Source organism: Rhizobium sp. Leaf262 (assembly GCF_001422245.1).
Taxonomy (GTDB): Bacteria; Pseudomonadota; Alphaproteobacteria; order Rhizobiales; family Rhizobiaceae; genus Agrobacterium.
This window is the reverse complement of record NZ_LMMM01000016.1, coordinates 41,241-62,256: the sequence shown is the minus strand read 5'-3', so window position 1 is coordinate 62,256 and position 21,016 is coordinate 41,241. Positions and strand designations below refer to the sequence as shown.

At 55.8% G+C, this 21,016-nt stretch carries 18 protein-coding genes; 9 read left to right on the top strand and 9 right to left on the bottom strand.

What is annotated here, in order from left to right; all coding sequences use genetic code 11:
* Positions 1-46: 46 nt before the first annotated feature.
* From lon to clpP, 3 genes are all read right to left on the bottom strand, one after another.
* Positions 47-2,464 carry an endopeptidase La gene (gene lon / locus ASF29_RS14440; RefSeq protein WP_062451372.1) on the bottom strand — a complete coding sequence of 806 codons (2,418 nt, stop codon included), beginning with the start codon at positions 2,462-2,464 and terminating at the stop codon, positions 47-49.
* A 408-nt stretch (positions 2,465-2,872) separates the two neighbouring features.
* Positions 2,873-4,150, bottom strand: coding sequence for an ATP-dependent Clp protease ATP-binding subunit ClpX (gene clpX / locus ASF29_RS14435; protein ID WP_062451371.1), 1,278 nt, complete (start codon positions 4,148-4,150; stop codon positions 2,873-2,875).
* A gap of 349 nt (positions 4,151-4,499) precedes the next feature.
* Complete coding sequence (gene clpP, locus ASF29_RS14430; protein WP_062451370.1) at positions 4,500-5,132, bottom strand: ATP-dependent Clp endopeptidase proteolytic subunit ClpP; 633 nt, start codon at positions 5,130-5,132, stop codon at positions 4,500-4,502.
* Positions 5,133-5,607: 475 nt separating this feature from the next.
* Here clpP and ASF29_RS14425 point away from each other — a divergent pair, with 475 nt between their 5' ends.
* The 3 genes from ASF29_RS14425 (at position 5,608) to ASF29_RS14415 (ending at position 9,943) form a co-directional block, all read left to right on the top strand.
* Positions 5,608-6,834: a GGDEF domain-containing protein gene (locus ASF29_RS14425; protein ID WP_244473566.1), complete on the top strand. Its 1,227-nt coding sequence runs from the start codon at positions 5,608-5,610 to the stop codon at positions 6,832-6,834.
* Between the two features lie 63 nt (positions 6,835-6,897).
* Positions 6,898-8,655 carry a gamma-glutamyltransferase gene (gene ggt / locus ASF29_RS14420; protein ID WP_062451675.1) on the top strand — a complete coding sequence of 586 codons (1,758 nt, stop codon included), beginning with the start codon at positions 6,898-6,900 and terminating at the stop codon, positions 8,653-8,655.
* A gap of 40 nt (positions 8,656-8,695) precedes the next feature.
* The gene (locus ASF29_RS14415) at positions 8,696-9,943 is read left to right on the top strand and encodes a cytochrome P450 (RefSeq protein WP_062451368.1); all 1,248 of its coding nucleotides are present in this window, start codon (positions 8,696-8,698) and stop codon (positions 9,941-9,943) included.
* 55 nt (positions 9,944-9,998) lie between these two features.
* On the opposite strand, the gene ASF29_RS14410 is transcribed toward ASF29_RS14415, so the two are convergent.
* From ASF29_RS14410 to ASF29_RS14400, 3 genes are all read right to left on the bottom strand, one after another.
* Entirely contained in the window at positions 9,999-10,355 is a 357-nt protein-coding gene (locus ASF29_RS14410) for a cupin domain-containing protein (protein ID WP_062451367.1), read from the bottom strand.
* Positions 10,356-10,385: 30 nt separating this feature from the next.
* Positions 10,386-11,669 carry an O-acetylhomoserine aminocarboxypropyltransferase gene (locus ASF29_RS14405; protein WP_062451366.1) on the bottom strand — a complete coding sequence of 428 codons (1,284 nt, stop codon included), beginning with the start codon at positions 11,667-11,669 and terminating at the stop codon, positions 10,386-10,388.
* A 90-nt stretch (positions 11,670-11,759) separates the two neighbouring features.
* Entirely contained in the window at positions 11,760-12,191 is a 432-nt protein-coding gene (locus tag ASF29_RS14400; protein WP_062451365.1) for a CoA-binding protein, read from the bottom strand.
* 529 nt (positions 12,192-12,720) lie between these two features.
* Here ASF29_RS14400 and ASF29_RS14390 point away from each other — a divergent pair.
* The 3 genes from ASF29_RS14390 to rpsI all read left to right on the top strand — a co-directional run bounded on the left by ASF29_RS14390 (position 12,721) and on the right by rpsI (position 14,736).
* On the top strand, positions 12,721-13,557 hold the full coding sequence (locus ASF29_RS14390) for an EamA family transporter (protein WP_062451363.1): 837 nt from the start codon (positions 12,721-12,723) through the stop codon (positions 13,555-13,557).
* Positions 13,558-13,801: 244 nt separating this feature from the next.
* A complete protein-coding gene (gene rplM, locus ASF29_RS14385; protein ID WP_062451362.1) occupies positions 13,802-14,266 on the top strand; it encodes a 50S ribosomal protein L13 in 465 nt (154 codons plus the stop codon).
* Positions 14,267-14,268: 2 nt separating this feature from the next.
* Positions 14,269-14,736 (top strand): 30S ribosomal protein S9, encoded by a 468-nt coding sequence (rpsI, locus tag ASF29_RS14380; protein WP_062451361.1) that lies wholly within the window; start codon positions 14,269-14,271, stop codon positions 14,734-14,736.
* 105 nt (positions 14,737-14,841) lie between these two features.
* Here rpsI and ASF29_RS14375 read toward each other — a convergent pair whose 3' ends face one another.
* A complete protein-coding gene (locus tag ASF29_RS14375) occupies positions 14,842-16,812 on the bottom strand; it encodes an acyltransferase family protein (protein WP_156462681.1) in 1,971 nt (656 codons plus the stop codon).
* A gap of 267 nt (positions 16,813-17,079) precedes the next feature.
* Between ASF29_RS14375 and argC the strand changes: the two genes are divergently transcribed.
* Together argC and ASF29_RS14365 are read left to right on the top strand one after the other, a co-directional pair.
* The gene (gene argC / locus ASF29_RS14370; RefSeq protein WP_062451359.1) at positions 17,080-18,012 is read left to right on the top strand and encodes an N-acetyl-gamma-glutamyl-phosphate reductase; all 933 of its coding nucleotides are present in this window, start codon (positions 17,080-17,082) and stop codon (positions 18,010-18,012) included.
* Positions 18,012-18,881, top strand: coding sequence for an aminoglycoside phosphotransferase family protein (locus ASF29_RS14365; RefSeq protein WP_348271310.1), 870 nt, complete (start codon positions 18,012-18,014; stop codon positions 18,879-18,881). The genes argC and ASF29_RS14365 overlap by 1 nt, the downstream gene beginning before the upstream one ends.
* On the opposite strand, the gene ASF29_RS14360 is transcribed toward ASF29_RS14365, so the two are convergent.
* A complete protein-coding gene (locus tag ASF29_RS14360; protein ID WP_062451358.1) occupies positions 18,871-19,986 on the bottom strand; it encodes a COX15/CtaA family protein in 1,116 nt (371 codons plus the stop codon). The two genes, ASF29_RS14365 and ASF29_RS14360, sit on opposite strands and share 11 nt — an antisense overlap.
* A 147-nt stretch (positions 19,987-20,133) precedes the next feature.
* On the opposite strand from ASF29_RS14360, the gene ASF29_RS14355 reads away from it, so the two are divergent.
* Complete coding sequence (locus ASF29_RS14355; protein ID WP_062451357.1) at positions 20,134-20,346, top strand: DUF2842 domain-containing protein; 213 nt, start codon at positions 20,134-20,136, stop codon at positions 20,344-20,346.
* A gap of 3 nt (positions 20,347-20,349) precedes the next feature.
* Here the strand turns inward: ASF29_RS14355 and ASF29_RS14350 are convergent, their stop codons facing one another.
* On the bottom strand, positions 20,350-20,985 hold the full coding sequence (locus tag ASF29_RS14350; protein ID WP_062451356.1) for a tyrosine-protein kinase family protein: 636 nt from the start codon (positions 20,983-20,985) through the stop codon (positions 20,350-20,352).
* Between the last annotated feature and the right edge of the window lie 31 nt (positions 20,986-21,016).

Below are 21,016 nucleotides of genomic sequence, written 5' to 3'. Positions count from 1 at the left end.
TTTTGCGTTTTTGTGCTAATTTAGCACCAGACCTGTCAGTCACATCTCAATGTGCGATTGTCTGACCGCTGTCATCCACACCTTCGACGGTGGCGATCACAGGTGTCTCGATGCTGCCATCCCATTCGATTGGCTCCGGCATACGAACGAGAGCATGTCGCAGCACCTCGCCCATGCGCGAAACCGGGATGATTTCCATCTCGTTTTTGACGTTGTCAGGAATGTCCGCCAGGTCCTTGGCGTTCTCTTCCGGAATCAACACCTTCTTGATGCCGCCGCGCAGCGCGGCGAGCAGCTTTTCCTTCAAGCCACCAATCGGAAGGACGCGACCACGAAGAGTGATTTCACCCGTCATCGCAACGTTCTTATCGACTGGAATACCCGTCATGATCGACACGATTGCTGTTGCCATGGCCACACCGGCGGATGGACCATCCTTCGGTGTTGCGCCTTCCGGCACGTGAACGTGAATGTCCGACTTGTCGAAACGTGGAGGCTCGATGCCGAAATCAACCGCGCGCGAACGGACATAAGATGCCGCAGCCGAAATCGATTCCTTCATCACTTCCTTCAGGTTACCGGTTACGGTCATACGACCCTTACCCGGCATCATGACACCTTCGATGGTCAGCAGCTCGCCGCCCACTTCGGTCCATGCCAGACCGGTGACGACACCGACCTGATCTTCCCGTTCGGCTTCACCATGGCGGTAACGCGGTACACCCAGATAGTCCTGAATGTTGGCTGCGCTAACAGCAACGGATGTCGTCTTACCCTTGATGATCTCGGTTACCGCCTTGCGGGCCAACTTCATCAATTCACGTTCGAAGCTACGAACGCCGGCTTCGCGGGTATATTGCTGGCTGATGGCCATCAAGGCATCATCGCTGACGGAGAATTCTTCCGGCCGCAATGCGTGCTCCTTGATTGCCTTGGGCAGCAGGTGCCGCTTGGCGATCTCGCGCTTTTCGTCTTCCGTGTAACCGGCAATACGAATGACTTCCATACGATCCATCAACGGGCCAGGAATATTCAGCGTATTGGCAGTCGTCACGAACATCACGTCCGACAGGTCATATTCCACTTCGAGATAGTGGTCCATGAATGTCGAGTTCTGTTCCGGATCAAGCACCTCCAGCAGAGCGGATGAAGGATCGCCGCGGAAGTCCTGACCCATCTTGTCGATTTCATCGAGCAGGAAGAGCGGGTTGGATTTCTTGGCCTTCTTCATCGACTGGACGATCTTGCCAGGCATGGAGCCGATATAGGTCCGGCGGTGACCGCGGATTTCCGCTTCATCGCGAACGCCACCCAGCGCCATACGCACATATTCACGACCGGTCGCCTTGGCAATCGACTTGGCAAGCGAGGTCTTACCAACGCCGGGAGGACCGACGAGGCAGAGAATCGGGCCGCGAATCTTCGATGCACGAGCCTGTACGGCCAGATACTCGACGATGCGTTCCTTGACCTTGTCCAGACCGAAGTGATCCTGCTCGAGAACGGCTTCCGCAGCGTTCAAGTCGGTCTTGATCTTGGACTTCTTGCCCCACGGGAGGCCAATCAACCAATCCAAATAATTGCGAACCACGGTCGATTCCGCAGACATCGGGCTCATCTGGCGCAACTTCTTCATCTCGGCATCCGCCTTTTCGCGGGCCTCCTTGGAGAGCTTGGTCTTGGAAATGCGTTCTTCCAGTTCGGCCATCTCGTCACGGCCATCCTCGCCGTCGCCGAGCTCCTTCTGGATCGCCTTCATCTGCTCGTTCAGATAATATTCGCGCTGGGTCTTTTCCATCTGGCGCTTGACGCGCGAGCGGATACGCTTTTCGACCTGCAGAACAGAAATCTCACCTTCCATGAAGCCGAGTGCTTTTTCGAGGCGCTGCTTCACGCTTACCGTCTCGAGCATCTCCTGCTTCTCGACAATTTTGATCGAGAGATGCGATGCAACGGTATCGGCAAGCTTGGAGTAGTCGTCGATCTGGCCAGCAGCGCCAACAACCTCAGGCGAGATTTTCTTGTTGAGTTTGACGTAGCTTTCGAATTCGGAGACGACGGAGCGCGACAAGGCTTCGATCTCTACCGGGTCTTCTTCAGGCTCGCTGAGCTGAACCGCTGTGGCTTCGTAGAAATCTTCGCGGTCAGTGTATTCTTCGATCTTGGCGCGGCCCTTGCCCTCCACGAGGACCTTCACGGTACCATCGGGCAGCTTGAGCAGTTGCAGCACGTTGGCAACCGTGCCGACGCGGTGAATGGCAGATGTGTCAGGATCATCGTCGCTGGCGTTGATCTGGGTGACAAGCATGATCTGCTTGTCGGAACCCATGACCTCTTCCAGAGCACGGATGGACTTTTCCCGGCCAACGAACAGCGGAACGATCATATGCGGGAAAACGACAATGTCGCGCAGAGGAAGTACGGGATACGTACCACCAGATGCAGCAGACGTAATGTTCGTCATATCATTTCCTTTCAATGGTCCCCTTGGGAGGGACGCCTGCCGGACTTTCTTTGGGAGTTTCCGGCATATTCTTTGTCGTGACTGAAAGTGGAGTTCGTCACTGTCATTTTCAAGTCACTAGGAGCATATACCCTGCCCCACCGGGCCGGATAAAATCTGGAACACGCAATACATCACGGTACGCTTTGTCTCCCGTCGCTCTTCCGCCTGGACGAATCGGGAAAACATCAGACATTCAAAATAACGTCATAAAGCGCGGCAAATCACTTCTAAAACTCTATCAGGAAAGCGCAATCCGCTCCAAACGCAAAATCGTGCGAAGCCGCGATAATCCGGCCTTTCCCGTGCATAATACGCAAAAAAGGCCCGCCAGAGGCGGACCTTTTAAAATCGATGGTCTCTGCCAGATCAGGCCGAAACGTTGGCCTTCTCGTCCTGACGGTCGGCGTAGATGTAAAGCGGACGCGCCGCACCGCTAACCACTTCGTCAGAGATGACGACTTCACGAACGCCTTCCAATGTCGGCAGTTCAAACATGGTGTCGAGCAGGATCTTTTCCATGATCGAACGCAAACCACGCGCACCGGTCTTACGGGTGATTGCCTTGCGGGCAATTTCGCGCAGAGCATCGCCCTGGAATGTCAATTCCACGTCTTCCATCTCGAACAGGCGCTGATACTGCTTGATCAGAGCGTTCTTCGGCTCCGACAGAATCTGGATCAGCGCATCTTCATCGAGGTCTTCGAGCGTTGCCAGAACCGGCAGACGACCGATGAACTCGGGGATGAGGCCGAACTTGACCAGATCTTCCGGTTCCAGCTCACGCAGCACTTCGCCAACCCGACGATCGTCTTCCGCCTTTACCGTCGCGCCAAAACCGATGGAGGTCTTTTCGCCACGGGCAGAAATGATCTTGTCGAGACCGGCGAAGGCACCGCCGCAGATGAACAGGATGTTGGTCGTATCCACCTGCAGGAATTCCTGCTGCGGATGCTTGCGGCCACCCTGCGGAGGAACGGATGCAACCGTGCCTTCCATGATCTTGAGCAGCGCCTGCTGAACGCCCTCGCCCGATACGTCGCGCGTGATGGACGGGTTATCGGACTTGCGGGAAATCTTGTCCACTTCGTCGATATAGACGATGCCGCGCTGGGCGCGTTCAACGTTGTAATCGGCAGACTGGAGCAGCTTGAGGATGATGTTTTCAACATCCTCACCCACGTAACCGGCTTCCGTCAGCGTCGTTGCGTCAGCCATGGTGAAGGGAACGTCGATGATGCGAGCGAGCGTCTGGGCAAGATAAGTCTTGCCGCAACCGGTCGGGCCGACCAGCATGATGTTCGACTTCGCCAGTTCGATGTCGCCGTTCTTGGACGAATTCGCAAGGCGCTTGTAGTGGTTGTGAACCGCCACAGACAGGATCTTTTTCGCCTGCTTCTGGCCGATGACATATTCGTCGAGAATCTTGATGATGTCCTGCGGGGTGGGAACACCCTCGCGCGACTTCACCATCGAGGTCTTGTTCTCCTCGCGGATGATGTCCATGCACAATTCGACGCATTCATCGCAGATGAATACTGTCGGCCCGGCAATGAGTTTCCGGACTTCGTGCTGGCTCTTGCCGCAGAATGAACAATAGAGTGTATTTTTAGAGTCGCCGCCGTTGCTGCCGCTGACTTTGCTCATATCTCTTTCCTTCCAGCACGCCGCTGTTTCGCAAGGCGAAACGCGGTCAACTTACCGTCTGCAGACGTGGTCGCTTCCCATAAGCATCCACATCCGCTTCGTTCCCGGGGTACTAACCGTGCCAGATACGAGACCTGACGAGCGGCGGCAACGAATTCCCCTTCAAACTCCGAAGCGATGAACCTCGGCATTTTGTTTCGTGACCAGTCCCAAACCCAAATGAGGCTTTTGTGGGATCGGCTCCAAGCTATGTCATAAAAATTCAACACAGCCTTAATATCTACTATTAGCGCTTTATTTTTCGGTTGAAACCCCGAATTTCACTTCGAGGCTTCAAACATCAAACGCCTTAGCTTGCAGTTGCGCCTTCAATTTCCTGACGAGATGTCAGAATTTTGTCGATGACGCCCCAGTCTTTTGCTTCGTCCGCATCCATAAAGTGGTCACGGTCGAGCGTATTTTCAACTTCTTCGAGCGTGCGTCCCGTGTGCTTCACGTAGACTTCATTGAGGCGACGCTTCATCTTGATGATGTCGCGCGCATGACGCTCGATATCGGAGGCCTGCCCCTGGAAACCGCCCGAAGGCTGGTGAACCATGATGCGGGCATTCGGCGTGCAGAAGCGCATGCCCTTTTCACCGGCTGCCAGAAGCAGCGAACCCATGGATGCAGCCTGACCGACGCAGAGCGTGGAAACGGCAGGACGGATGAACTGCATCGTATCGTAGATCGCCATGCCGGCAGTGACCACGCCGCCTGGCGAATTGATGTAAAGCGCGATTTCCTTTTTCGGGTTTTCCGATTCCAGAAACAGCAGCTGGGCGCAAACGAGCGATGCCATGTGGTCTTCGACCGGACCTGTCAGGAAGATGATCCGCTCTTTCAGAAGACGCGAATAGATATCATAGGACCGTTCGCCGCGATTGGTCTGTTCCACGACCATCGGCACCAGAGCCATGGCGGTATCAACTGGATTTGTCATGTCCGTCCTTTGTCAACTCTAACCCGGCAAGCCTTCGCACCCGGAATCAATTCTATTCGTCTACTCTCTACATAGAGTGTCATTGCCCGGTTCTTCAAGACTGAGGTGACGGATATCCTTAATGTCGTCCCGGCAAATATTGCCTGTGCCCATACACGGCCACCTGAAAACGCACCAATGGCATTCCGACTGCGAGTGGCGTCATCAACGATGAAACGAAACAGTGGTCAACCAAAGGTTAAACACATCATCATACATCATATGCAGACTTTCGTTACGTGAAGTAGAAACCACTTCTTAGGTTTTGATACGGATAGTGAAAGCCGAACCGATTTTACCACCCGTTCGTGGCCAAAGGTTTTTGACAGGCATTTATTGAGAATCAGCAAAAGCGCGTCCCTTTCGTCAGGCGTCGAGCTATCATCCATGCAAAGCAACAGATGGGATTTGGTCTTTGTTAGACGCCAGAACGGGCATGCTACTTTGGTCGATGGAGACATTGACCCTTTCGGCAGTTCTAGCCGTTCTGTGGCTGCATGACCGGGCCAAGCGGCATCATCTATGTTTCAGCGCGGGATTTGCTCTGGTCGGGCTGGGCGCCATTCTGGTCGCCTTGCGCGGCAGTATTCCCGATTTCGTCTCCATTCAGTTCGGAAACATATCGGCGTTGGCGGGCTTCAGTCTCTGGCTGGCAGGGTTACTGTTGCTCGAACGCAGGCCTGTCGAAGGGTGGGTTGCCATCCCTCCCCTGGTCTGGATCGCCTTCATGTTCGTTCCGCCCGTACGCGACAGCGTGAATGCCCGGATCGTCCTCTACCATGCCTGCGCCGGCATCGGCTATCTCCTGCTGGCGGGTGCGCTGCTGACGTCGAAAGACTTCATATCTAAAACCCGCAAACTTCTGGCGACGGCGCTGATCATCCAGGCTTTCGTCGGGGCACTCGCGGCCTCCCTCGTCATTCCCTACAGTATGATCAACAATCAACTCGTGCCGCTGACGGCACCGATCGCGATCGTGGGCGCCTTCGGCTTCACCGTGCTCATCATGATCAGTGTCAAGATGTTCATGGAGGATACCGAACGTCGCCTCGAACATCTGGCTATGACGGATCACCTGACGGGAACTTTGAACCGCCGCGGACTGACGCAGGCCTTCGACGCGCTGAAGCAGAAGCTGTCGGGCACGTCGAAATTCATCGGCTTCATTCTATTCGACATCGATCACTTCAAAAAGATCAACGATGACTACGGCCATCAATGCGGCGACGAGGTGCTGGTGAAATTCTGTTCGCAGGCGAGCCTGATAGCAGAAGATCAAGGCGTCCTTATCCGCATGGGTGGAGAGGAATTCGGCTGCCTTGTGGAGACGGACGATTCCTCCAAGGTCGCCAGTCTGGCAGAGAGCATACGCCTTCAGTTCAGTTGGATGGAGATGTATGTGGATGGAAAGAGGTTCTCCGTCACGGTCAGCGCCGGTGTCTTCTGCCAGAGCGCTGCGAATGCGGATCTGAGCACGATGCTGACGATGTCGGACCGGGCGCTGTATGGCGCTAAAAAAGAAGGGCGAAACCGCACCGTCGTTCGAGAGGGCTCCATCCACGTCGTCGTGCCCGCGGAAGACCGCGACGAAGACCCCTGCGACAACAATGCCAACCGTCAGGTTGCCGCCCTAAACCGCATCTCCAATATCGCTAATCGGTAGGCTGGTTCTTGACCTCGACGTGCAAGCGCCATCATCATGGCAGCCAGCAACGGAGGCTTTGCCATGCAAATCAGGTTTCTCACGAGCATCTTGATGTCCGCAGCGCTGGTGGCCGGATCGGTCCAGGCACAGCAGGCGTCCGACAAGCAAGCACCGGAACGGGCAACGGGAACGACGACTGCGAGCCGCGTGGAGGCGAAAAATTTCATGGTTGCCGCCGCCAACCCGCTGGCCGCGGAAGCCGGACGCCAGATCATTGCCAAGGGCGGCAACGCGATTGACGCCATGGTGGCTGTCCAAACCGTGCTGGGTCTTGTCGAGCCACAGAGTTCGGGCCTCGGCGGCGGCAGCTTCCTCGTTTATTACGATGCGGCAAACAAAAAGCTGACGACGTTCGACGGTCGTGAAACAGCACCGATGGAAGCCACTCCGAAGCTGTTTCTGGACGAGAAGGGCCAACCGCTGAAATTCATGGACGCGGTCGTGGGCGGTCGATCCGTCGGGACGCCGGGAACCGTGCGCCTTTTATCCGATGTCCATAAGACATACGGAAAGCTTGAATGGGCCGAGCTGTTCAAGCCCGCAGAAATGCTTGCCACCGATGGCTTCAAGGTATCACCACGCCTCGCCTCTCTCATTGCTTCGGAAGGCGACAGGCTCAAAAAATACGAAGGTCCGCGAGGCTATTTCTACGACCAGTCCGGCGCGCCGCTCAAGGCTGGTGCGGTTCTGAAAAATCCTGCCTATGCGGAAACTCTCAAAACCATCGCCACCCACGGACCTGATGCTTTCTACAAGGGACCGATTGCCGAAGCCATCGTCAAGACAGTCCGCGAGGCGAGCGGCAACCCCGGCGTCTTGTCGCTGGCCGATCTTGCCAATTATCGAACCCGTGAACGCGAACCGGTGTGCGTGTCGTATCGCGCGCTGGATATCTGCGGAATGGGACCACCCTCCTCCGGCGCCGTTGCGGTGGGCCAGATCCTCGGAACGCTCGAAAATTTCGACGTCAAGTCGTTGGGGCCTGACAATGTCCAGAGCTGGCGGCTGCTGGGCGATGCCCAGCGCCTTGCCTTTGCGGATCGTGAACGCTACCTCGCCGACCCGGATTTTACACCGCTGCCGATAAAGGGTCTGCTGCGCAAGGATTATCTTGGTGGTCGCGCCATGTTACTGGATGGTGACAAGGCTCTTGCTGCAGATGATGTGAAGGCCGGGGAGCCCGAATGGGATCATGCCTTGAATTTCGGTCGCGGCCCCGCGCTGGAGCTTCCCTCGACCAGCCATTTCGTCATCGTCGACAAGCAGGGCAACGTTCTGTCCATGACGACGACGATCGAAAGCGGCTTTGGCTCGCGTTTGATGACCAACGGCTTTCTGCTCAACAACGAGCTTACGGATTTTTCCTTCAAGACACATGATGGCAGCCTGCCGGTTGCCAACCGCGTGGAACCGGGAAAACGACCGCGCTCCTCCATGGCGCCGACTATCGTCATGAAAGATGGAAAGCCGCTGCTTGCAATCGGTTCGCCGGGCGGCAGCCAGATCATCGGCTATGTGGCGCAGGCCCTGGTCGCCTACATCGATTGGGGATTACCCGTGGAAAAGATCGTTGCCCAGCCGCACCTCATCAACCGGTTCGGGACCTACGACATAGAAGCCGGGACGGATGCGGAACGATTTTCAGAACCGCTGAAAGCCTTGGGTTATGAGGTCAAGGCAGGAGAAATGAATTCCGGCCTGCACGCCATCGAGATTACCGGCAGCGGGCTTGTCGGGAGTGCCGATCCGCGCCGTGAAGGCGTAGCGGTCGGCGAATAGATGGCTTTTTCACAGCAATGATTTCAGATAGACATCAGGCATGAAAATCTTGCCTGATGTTCTTCGTATCGACACCGACCGGCGTGCCGTTTTGCTCGATGCCCGCGATCCCGCCTTCTACAGCAACCCGAACGCCGTCTATGCGGCGTTGCATGCACATTGTCCCAACTTTTACTGGGAAGAGCAAAAACAATGGTTCTTCACCCGCTACGACCATGTCAATGCGCTGTTGCGCGACAGGCGTTTCGGACGACAAATCCTGCATGTTGCCAGCCGCGAAGAACTGGGCCTGCCGCAACCGCTTGACCATGTTCGCCACTTTGACGCCGCCGAACGCCATTCGCTGCTGGAGATAGAGCCGCCGGAACATACGCGGCTCAGGACGCTGGTGAACCGGGCCTTCGTATCTCGCCATGTCGATAAGATGAAGCCAGAAATCGAGGCGCTCGCCAACGGACTGATCGATCGTTTCGAAAAGGATGGACGCACCGAACTCCTCTCCTCCTTCGCCGACATCATTCCCGTCACAATGATCGCCCGCATGATCGGCATACCCGAGGAGATGGGCCCACAATTGCTGAAGTGGTCGCACGCCTATGTCGGCATGTACATGTTCAAGCGCACCCGCGAAGACGAGCTTCTCGCCAACGCGGCTGCCAAGGAATTCTCCGATTATGTACGAACAGTGATCGCCCAACGGCGTGCCGAGCCGAAAGACGATCTGCTGAGCCACATGATCCACACGGAACATAAAGGCCATTTGTTGAGCGACGACGAACTGATCTCGACGACGATCGTGCTACTGAACGCAGGACACGAGGCAACCGTCCATCAGATCGGCAATTCCGTACGGGTTATTCTGGACAGTGGCATCGAATCCGCTCGCCTTTTCGCCGATGAGAAGACAACCGAGCGAACGGTCGAGGAAACGCTAAGGATCGGCGCACCGGTGCACATTTTCCAACGCTGGGCTCTGGAACCCGTCGAAATCGACGGCATAAAGTTCAAGCGTGGAGACAAGGTCAGCCTGATCCTTGCCGCAGCCAATCTCGACCCGCAAAAATTCACCGATCCGCTAACCTTCAAGCCCGACCGCAACGAGGCCCCAAACCTGTCCTTCGGCGCAGGCATCCACTTCTGCATCGGCGCGCCGCTGGCCAGGCTGGAGCTGAATATCGTGCTTCCGTCGTTGTTCAAACGGCTGCCGAGACTGCGCCTGGCCGAGGAGCCGAGGGTTAAGGATGTCTACCATTTCCATGGTCTGGAACGGTTGGATTTGGTTTGGTGAACTCAACCGTGACAGAGATTATGCGCGATGGTGGAGCAAGACATTGCGGCCGGTTCTATAACCGCACCACGTAATCCTTGCGCGTCGTCTCCACGACTTCCCAAGTGCCTTTGAAGCCGGGGCGAATGATCTGACGGTCTCCGGGTCTGAGATGAATGGGCACTCCACCGTCTTCGGTCAGAATGGAATGGCCATCCAGGATGTTGAAATATTCCCATTCGTCATATTCCACCCGCCACTTCCCCGGGGTGGATTGCCAGATACCGGCGTAGATCCCGCCGCTGGCCTCTTCCAGATTCCACGTGGTGAACGTCGGCTCTCCCGATATGAGCCGGTCTGGCGCAGGTGCGCCCTCTTCTGGCTGAATGGCCGAAAGATCGCCGTCCGACTTGAAGTTGAGTGTATGGGGCATCGGCGATCTTTCCTGTTCCGACTTTCGATTTCAGACGTTTGACAGCGCCTGCTCCAGATCGGCAATGATGTCCTTTACATCTTCAATGCCGATGGACAGACGCACCACATCCGGCCCTGCCCCTGCAGCCGTCTGCTGTTCAGGCGTCAACTGGGCATGAGTTGTCGATGCGGGGTGGATGACCAGAGAGCGTGTGTCGCCGATATTGGCGACATGCGAAAACAGTTGCAGCCCCTCGACGATGGCCTTGCCCGCCGCATATCCGCCCTTGACGCCGAATGTGAAGACGGAGCCAGCACCCTTTGGCGAATAACGCTGCTGAAGCGCATGATTTTCGCTGTCTTCCAGACCTGCGTAGTTAACCCAGCCAACTTTAGGATGCGCCTTCAGCCATTTGGCAACCGCAAGCGCATTATCGGAGTGGCGTTGTACGCGCAGCGCCAGCGTTTCGATACCGGTCAGGATGAGGAACGCGTTGAACGGCGCGATGGATGGTCCAAGGTCGCGCAGGCCCAAAACACGTGTCGCAATGGCAAAGGCGAAATTCCCGAAAGTCTGATGCAAGACGACGCCGGAATATTCGGGCCGCGGTTGCGACAGGGCCGGAAATTTGTCGCTGGCCGACCAGTCGAAGGTTCCGCCATCGACGATGATACCGCCCATGGAATTGCCGTGCCCGCCTAGAAACTTGGTGAGCGAATGCACGACGATATCGGCACCATGCTCGATAGGCCGCAGCAGATAGGGGCTGGCCATCGTATTGTCGACGATCAGCGGCAGGCCATGTTTGTGGGCAACTTCGGCGATGGCGGAGATATCCACGAATGTACCACCCGGATTGGCAAGGCTTTCGATGAAGATCGCTTTCGTGCGCGCGTCGATCTGGCTTTCGAAACTGGCGGGGTCTGCGGCGTCGGCCCACCGCACCTGCCAACCGAAATTCTGAAACGAATGGCCGAACTGGTTGATGGAGCCACCATAAAGCTGGCGCGCCGCAACAAAATTGTCTCCGGACTGAAGCAGCGTGTGGAAAACGAGCAACTGAGCAGCATGACCCGACGCCACCGCCAATGCTGCGGTGCCCCCTTCAAGCGCAGCCACCCGCTCTTCCAGAACCGCCTGTGTCGGGTTCATGATACGGGTGTAGATGTTGCCGAATTCCTTCAAGCCGAAGAGGGCTGCCGCGTGATCGGAATCGCGGAACTCATAGGCCGTTGTCTGGTAGATAGGCGTCGCCCGCGCGCCGGTCGTCGGATCTGGCGCGGCTCCGGCATGAATCGCCAAAGTCGAAAAACCCGGATTATTCTCTGACATGTGTCCCTCCAAATTTCATTCTGCCCGCCTTGAGAGCAGAGGGATAATAACGCCCTCAAGGCGAATGGTAAGTGCAACTTATGCTAACTATCATGCGATATTGAGACGCGGATGCTCAATTGCGGGGCATCGGTTCATCACAACCTCTATTCCATAAGCCTCGGCTTTGGCTGCCGCATCGTCATGACGCACAGACAACTGGCCCCAGATGACCTTCGGTCTCGGCGACAGTAGAATAACCTCATCAACAATGGCGGGAAGAAACTCCGAGGCGCGGAAGACATCAACCATGTCGATCGGCTCGGCAATGTCGGCAAGTTTTGCGTAGACAGGCCTGCCAAGGATTTCCGTTCCCACCTGGCCCGGATTGACCGGAAAGACGGTATAGCCCTTGGAAAGCAGAAAGTTCATGACGCCGTGGCTTGGCCTTGCCGGATTGGGAGACGCTCCCAGAACGGCAATTGTTTTGACATCCTTCAATATCCTGGTGATGTCCCCATCGTCATACATATCGTGTTTCATCACTTTCTCCTCCAACCTGCACCACGTCTAAAAAAGCTGCGTCCATAGTGATCGAGAAAAGTGTTTTATCAAAGCCCACCCAGAACGACATGGACCCGCAACTCCAATGTTTGCGCTAACGCTGTCCTCAATCCTCAATCGTACTTTTTTTGTACCACATTTGTTCATCCGCATTTTAGAAACTACTCATAGTTACATTAGCAAAATATGTTTCATGATAAAACAGTTCAACTCGAAACGATCATTCGACATCAAAATGTCAAATCGAACTCGAATTGCCATCCGAAACACATTTATTTTTTCGTTGACCCATGGTTCAATCGTTTTAACAGCACGGTTTTTCGGGAAATTGTTAACATCGGCGTTATCTACGGCGTCAGCCGATAACACGTATAGATTGTTAATGACGACGGAGAGGTCAAAAAAACGGTAACCAGGCACCGCGTCGAAACGATAGAATCAAGCACCGTGCAAATGCCCTCGATAAGGCATAAGCATCTAAACAAGTCCAAAACTGTGTGAGTCGCCCGTGCCACTTGATGTCTTATTGCTGGTTTTGCTGGGCGCTCTCTTGCATGCCGGCTGGAACGCGTTGGTAAAATCCGGTGCGGACAAGGCACTGGACGCCACCTTGATTGCGGCAGGTGCCGCTGCCTGCTCCCTACCCTTTCTTCCATTTCTTCCGATGCCGGGAATGGTGGCTCTTCCCTTTCTCGTGGTTTCGGCCATCCTGCAATTTACCTATTTCAGGCTTGTGGCCGCGGCCTACACGGTCGGCGATATCGGCCTTGTTTATCCGATCATGCGCGGGGTAGCGCCCCTCATCGTCGCCGCGAGCAGCAACCTGTTTCTTGGCGAAACACTCAGCACGGCAGCCATGGCGGGCATCGCGATCATATCCGCCGGCATCCTCACCCTCGCCTTTGAAGCGCGGCATGGTGGTCGTCACCCCATTCTTCTGGCACTTGCCAATGCTGTGGTAATTGCCGGCTACACATTCGTGGATGGTGTGGGCGCAAGACTTTCAACGAGTGCAATTTCCTACACACTGTGGATGTCACTGCTGCCACCCATACTCCTGTTTTCCTGGGCACTGTATCGCAGGGGATGGACACCCGTGGCCGCTCATGTGCGCGGCAACTGGTGGAGGGGCCTGGCCGGTGGCGCAGGCTCCATTCTTTCCTACGGCCTTGCACTCTGGGCCATGACCAAGGCCCCTGTCGCAATCGTCGCGGCGTTGCGCGAAACATCCATTCTTTTTGCCATAGTGATCTCGGTTTTTCTCCTCAAGGAAAAGGCCAGCATCTGGAGATATGTTGCCGGTGCCGTCATCGCCATGGGGGTTCTGACCATGCGGATCGGTTGATTTCAGCGAGTTATATTGTGGTATTATAAAACCACACTAATAACCAATTGATTTTAAACATTATTTTTTAAAGCCTTCCAGAAACGCACCGTTGACGAGATTTTTCCAACCGCTTATAAGCGCGCCAGACAGAATTTCCCTGGAAATACGGTCTTCCCGGCTGCGCAGAAGTGTTCAGCCTCAAGCAACAAGAAACGCCTGCATGCTTATCCAAGTGTGACAGGTCCAAAAGAAAGTGAAAAGAATGTCTACTTTCGTTCAGAAGCCTGCCGAGGTGGAGAAGAAGTGGGTCATCATCGACGCCGAAGGCCTCGTTGTTGGTCGCCTCGCTACCATCGTTGCAACCCGCCTTCGCGGCAAGCACAAGGCAACTTACACACCTCACGTTGACGACGGCGACAACGTCATCATCATCAACGCTGAAAAGTGCGTTTTCACAGGCAAGAAGTATTCCGACAAGAAGTACTACTGGCACACCGGTTATCCGGGTGGCATCAAGGAACGTACCGTTCGTCAGATCATCGAAGGCCGCTTCCCGGAGCGCGTTCTCGAGAAGGCTATCGAGCGTATGATTCCGCGTGGTCCTCTTGGCCGTCGCCAGATGAAGAACCTTCGCGTTTACGCCGGTTCCAACCATCCGCATGAAGCACAGCAGCCAACCGTTCTCGACGTGGCACAGCTGAACAGCAAGAACGTAAGGAGCGCCTGATAATGGCCGATCTTTCCTCTCTGAAAGACCTCGCCCCTGCATCGGAAGCGTCTGCTCCCGTGCACGTCCGCAAGGTTGACACTCTCGGCCGCTCCTACGCGACCGGCAAGCGCAAGAACGCCGTAGCCCGCGTATGGGTCAAGGCCGGTTCCGGCAAGATCATCATCAACGGTCGCGACTTCTCGGCATATTTTGCCCGTCCTGTCCTGCAGATGATCCTTCAGCAGCCGCTCGTCGCAGCTGCTCGTTCGGGCCAGTTCGACATCATCGCAACGGTTGCAGGCGGCGGTCTTTCCGGCCAGGCCGGTGCCGTTCGCCACGGTCTTTCCAAGGCCCTCACCTACTTCGAACCAGGCCTTCGCGGCGTGTTGAAGAAGGGTGGCTTCCTGACCCGCGACAGCCGTGTTGTTGAACGTAAGAAGTACGGTAAGGCCAAGGCCCGTCGTTCCTTCCAGTTCTCCAAGCGCTAATCGCTACGGAATACAAAATCGAAAGGCGGAGCTTCGGCTCCGCCTTTTTTCATTTGTCAGTTTTTGGTTACTGAAAATACCTGGCGACACGATGCCGCTTTATGCCTATCTCTGGGGCACTATATTGTCGGCTACATGGGTAGCGCCGATTTGCTTCATCATATGGTCCACGATCATGTGCGCACCCGTCAGCGTGTAGTGGCTCTTGTCGGCAATGTAGGCAACGCCATCACGGGCAAAATAACATTGCTCGGATTCCACTTGCCCGCAGAATATTGCCTCAGGAAGGACCTTGACCACTCCCCCTGTCGCGGCAGCGTCCAGCACGTCATAGGCGCGCTTGGTTTCGGCTTTGAAAAGCGTATGGGGATACGCAAAGTCCGGGGTAGTATCACCCTTGATGATATGCGTCGCCATAACTTCAGCGACCGATTTTTTAAAGCGTGGTGTGGGATAGACGATCAGCACCCGCTTGCCATCTTTTTCCAGTGAATCGATCGTTGATTTTAGATTGCGTGCCATATCGACGACGGCGATAGCCGAACCCTGCCTTTCAACGCCATCGACATACATATAATCAGCATTGAAGAAATTGACCCAGGACGCTGAGAGAACGACAGTATCGACATCGCTTTCCAGAAGATACTCCATCGCTCTCCTGTTGAAGATATCACAGTTAGCAGCACGCTCGTGGCGAGCGTTCCACACGCCAATAATCGGCGCACAGAAACCATGCGTCAGTTGCACCACCCCTACCCCCTGCTCCTGCAATTCGTCGCGTACCGCAGGAGTGATAGCCGCAGAGATGGAATCGCCCCACATGGCGTAGGTTCTCTGCGCACCCTGCGTGTTGAACATACACTTTTGCGCGGGAAGAGCAGGAATGCCATCAAATACCTGGAACAGGCACTTGCTGCTCCAGTTCGTTGTTTCAACGAGCTTTGCGACCTCAGGCGGCAGCCGGAAGGGCAACCCCTCCTGCACCCCCCATGCGCCGAAACCAACAATAATCACGACGCTGGCCGTAACACTGGTAACAACGCGGCGCAAAGAAACACGGAGATGCCGGAAGGGCTGCTCCACAAAATGCCAACTCAAGGCGGCAAGAATAAAGACGACAACGATCAGTCCAGACATGATGGCTGGCGTGGGCGGATCGAGGTTTTTGATGCGCCAGAACGCGAAGACAGGCTGGTGCCACAGATAGGCACTGAAACTGATGCGACCAAGCCAAACCAGGGGCGTCAAAGCCAGCAGCTTGCCCGCAAGATTGTGCCGGGACGCATGAAGGAGAAAGAGCGCTGCGCCGCCGACAGGCAACAATGCGATGACTGAAGGAACCCGGGTGGTCGTATCGAAGGCGAGGATAGACCCGACAATCAGCACAAGCCCAAGCATCGCGAGCGCTCCGTTTGCGCGGCGTTGCTGACCGAAACCATAGAATGCGCAGAGCGATCCCGCCAAAATTTCCCAGGCACGGGTTGGGAGCAGATAATAATTGGCGGAGGGAAAGCGCTCGGAACCGATCTGGCTGGCGACGAGGCTTGTCACCGCAAGCGCTGCGACGGCGATAAAAATCGTGCGAAAGCTCAATCGAAAAAGAAAGAGCAAGGGAAACAGCATATAAAACTGCTCCTCCACGCCCAGACTCCATGTGTGGAGCAAGGGCACCTCTGCCGCATCGGGTGCAAAATAATCGTTCTTCTTCAGGAAGTAGAAGTTGGAGACCGACAGCGCTGCCGTCATCAGACTCTTGGAAAAATCTTCGAAAGCGCCTGGCAGAAGGAGAAACCATGCAGCGATGGAGGAGCAAATCAAAACGAAGAACAAGGCTGGCAAAATCCGCTTGGCCCTGCGTTCGTAGAAGCGCGCCAGCGAGAACTCGCCTCGGGCGTACTCGCCAAGAATAATGGTGGTGATGAGGTAACCGCTGATGACGAAAAACACGTCTACACCAACAAAGCCACCGCCGAACAATTGGAAATTTGCGTGTGAAAAAATGACTGACAGAACGGCGACAGCACGTAATCCATCAATCTCAGCTCTATACGTCATTGTTACCATCGGATTTCGCAACCTTAGGTTTTCCGGTTACAGCAACAACTTTATGTCGTAAAGGCCAGTTTCCTGGTTTTCCAAAACGCATTTAGAACTTTGAATCGATAGAAAGTGGCGTTCGTCTGGATGTCTCAAGAACATCACCGCCATTGCCGGGGCGACAGTTGCAATGTATATGCTTGGCACGCGCCGAGTGGCTTTAGACAAAGCTGCCAGATCGAATCAAGTCTTTAGCAAACTGATTCCGCGCACTCTCGCAACCCATTGAAAGTTCAGGACAAGGATATGACAGCGAAAATCTTCATCGACGGCGAACACGGCACCACGGGGCTGCAGATCCGCACGCGCCTTGCTGACCGCCGCGATATCGAACTGCTGTCCATTCCGGAAGCAGAGCGGCGCAATGCTGCCATGCGCGAAGACATGCTGAACAATGCCGATATCTCGATCCTGTGCCTGCCGGACGAGGCTTCGCGTGAAGCGGTATCTATGGTGGAAGGCAACAACAAGGTCCGGATCATCGACACCTCGACCGCCTACCGCATTCACAAGGACTGGGCCTACGGATTTGCCGAAATGGACAAGGCGCAGGCGGACAAGGTGCGTGCTGCACGTTTCGTGGCCAACCCTGGATGCTACCCCACCGGCGCCATCGGCCTTATCCGCCCGCTGCGCGATGCAGGAGTCCTGCCCGCCGACTATCCGGTCAGCATCAATGCCGTTTCCGGCTATACGGGCGGCGGCAAGCAGATGATCGCCCAGATGGAAGATCAGAGCCGCGATGACGCCATCAGCGCCAACAACTTTCTCTATGGGTTGACGCTGAAGCACAAGCATGTGCCGGAAATGAAAATCCATGGCCAGCTCGATCGCGCCCCCCTGTTCTCGCCTTCCGTCGGACGCTTCCCGCAAGGCATGATCGTTCAGGTGCCATTGTTTGGCGATGGACTGAAGGAAGGCACAACGGTCGAAAGCGTCCACGCGGCGCTCGTGGCGCATTATGCAGGCCAGAATATCGTCTCCGTCGTTCCGCTGGACGAAAGTAAAGGGCTTTCCCGTATCGATGCGGAAGAGCTTGCGGGCAAGGACACGATGAAACTGTTCGTCTTCGGCTCTGACGATGGCGCACAGATCAATCTGGTGGCCCTGCTGGACAATCTCGGCAAAGGCGCATCCGGTGCTGCAGTTCAGAATATGGAACTGATGCTCTCGGCGTGATGACGAACGCCAGTTCCATGGATCGAATACCAGACGAACTTTCAAGGCGGTGGAGCATATCCTCCGCCTTTCTTGTTGCAGATACGCATACCAGCCTCATCCATCGCGTCATGCGACGTGATGGTTCGACGGCGATCGTCAAATCTCTCAAACCAAGAGGTATGGGAGAGCTTCCGGGGATGGCATTTCTGGCATGGCGAAACGGCCACGGCGCTGTCCGGCTGCTGGATCAGGTGCAGAATGTCTGCCTTCTCGAAGATGCCGGCGAGATGAACCTGCGAGACCATCGGCGAATTCACGGAGAGGCGGCCAGTAACGCCATCATCGTCAAGACTATCGCAGAGATGCACGCCCCAAGCCCGATTGAGCCCGAGGGGCTGACACCCTTGCGTGAACACTTTGGCTCGCTTTTCAAACGAGCAGGATCATGGGGCAACGATAGCCTGTCCGACGTGCTACGCCGCGCCGCTGATATTGCCGAAGCACTGCTTTCGAACCAAAGAGATATCCGGCCGCTCCACGGCGATCTGCACCATGACAACATCATTGCCGGCAGCGCGCGTGGCTGGCTGGCCATTGATCCACAGGGGCTTATCGGCGACCCTGCCTATGATGTCGCCAATGTGTTCGGCAATCCGCTTGGCGCCTTTGACGATATTATCAGACCGGACCGTATTCTGGCGCTGGCCAGTCTTTTTGCAGACGCGACCGGTTGTAGCGAAGACAAAATTCTGCGCTACGCTCTGGCCCATGCCGGCCTGTCGATCTGCTGGTCACTGGAGGATGGAGGCACTGTCGAAGAGAACGACAATGCCAGAGAGCGCCTCGCCTTCTTCAATGTGGCGGCACCCCTGCTGATCAGCCCCTGACCTCAGGCGTTATGGAGACCGGATACTCTCCGACGAAACCGCGCCAGTTGGCGATTGCAAACGCCAGTACCAGCAGTGCCATGCCCTGATGCGCCAGCGCGACATGGATATCGACATGCATCAACAGCGTCGTGATGCCCAGACCGGCCTGAATGCAGATCAAAACGAAGAAGAGGACGGACCTGCGCGCATGTGGCGTGTTGGGCTGGCTGCGGGTCATGACAATCATGTTCCACAGTGTCAGGGCAATCAGCACATATGCGCCAAGCCGGTGGACGAATTGCACCGTCTTGGGGTTTTCAAACAGATTGATCCACCAGGGCTGCTGGAGGAAGAGATCGCCCGGAACGAGAGAACCGTCCATCAGCGGCCAGGTGTTGTAGGAAAGGCCGGCATTGAGCCCGGCGACCAGTGCACCGAGATAAATCTGGACAAGACAGAGAATGGCCAGCAATGCCGCAAAACGTCTGCCCTTGATGCTTGCGACATGGGCGGAGTGAAGCGAAAGGCCACGCAATATCCACATGCAACCGGCAAAAATCAGACAGGCAATCGTCAGATGCGTCGCCAGCCTGTACTGAGAAACATCCGTGCGGTTGACGAGGCCGGACGACACCATCCACCAGCCGACGAACCCCTGCAAGCCGCCCAGCGCCAGCAATCCGACAAGCGGTAGCCTCAGACGTTTTTCAATACGTCCGGTGAGCCAGAAATAAGCCAGCGGCAGCGCGAAGATCAGGCCGATCGCCCGCGCCAGCAGCCGGTGCGCCCATTCCCACCAGAAGATGGTCTTGAACTCCTCCAGCGACATGCCCTTGTTGATTTCCTGATATTGCGGAATACGCTTGTAAAGCTGGAATTCCTCTTCCCATTCGGCAACGGACAAGGGCGGAATGGCGCCATGGATCGGCTTCCACTCGGTGATGGAAAGGCCTGATTCGGTCAGGCGCGTCGCACCGCCGACCAGTACAAGACAGAACAGCACAAACAGCACGACCCGCAGCCAGATACGCACGAGGCGTCGGTCTTTTTCCAGCTTTTTCAATGCGGCCTCGCGACGTTGCTCGACAGAAATTTCAGCCGCGGCCACCGTGTTCGCCTGCATTCTTGACACTCCACAAGTCTTTGCGATGGTTTGCAACAACGTACCGCGCAAAACAAGCCCTCTCACCCCTGTCGCATGCCAATAAGCTTTGCGGCATTGGGTCGCGGCTGTATAAGCGAGCGACAGTTCAAGGGAGTGAAAGACGGCATGCCTCAGCGCCTCAGATCATTTATCGGCACCATCGTCATCATTTTGCTGGTGGTCGCCTATGCGGTGATCGCGACCAGTTTTGCCTCTGCGGCACTTGCCACGCAACCCTGGTGGATTCATCTGGGCTATTTCGTCGTATCTGGACTGCTGTGGATTCTTCCGGCCATGCTCATCATCAAATGGATGGCTGGCCCCAAACAGCAGAAATGACGGTCAGGCGGCGGTCCTGTCTCCGGCACCCGCGCTGCCCATGGTAACGACGTCCGAATAGCCCAACCGATCCAGTTCACCGATCGTTGCAGCGGAAAGGTCGCGATCTGCTCCCGGCAGAGACACCACGATTTCCGCGTCGACGTATTTCAGCAGCGTTGCAACGCCCTCCATATCGGTGGCGCCGAATTCCAGAAGCACGGTGTCATAGGTATCTGCAAGCGCATGCAGAACCATCGTCAGGCGTTCGATGACCCGGACAGCCTGTTGCGGGCGAGCATTTCCCTGCGGCACGATGTGCGCGTTGGAAAGGCGATCGTGATGGATCGTTTCTCCAAATGCCGTTTCGCCGAAAAGAAGATCGGCCACACCAGCAAGCCCCGGTTCCTGCGACATGAGACGGCTTGGGCAGCCAGAGCTCGTCATATCCACAAGGACAACGGATCGCCCGTGTTCAGCAATGGACCTCGCCAGCATCACAGTTGCCGTCGAACCATCATCTCCGCTGGGCGACAGCAGAGCGACGGTCGGCTTGGCCCCCCGCATGGACAGGAAATCGGCCACACCGTTGACCGAAAGGTTGAGGTGCTCTTGCCGTTCATCGTCGAACTCATTTGCATGCGGGACTTTGTCGGTCACATTATCACTCTGTTCTGCCCAAAGGCATCGG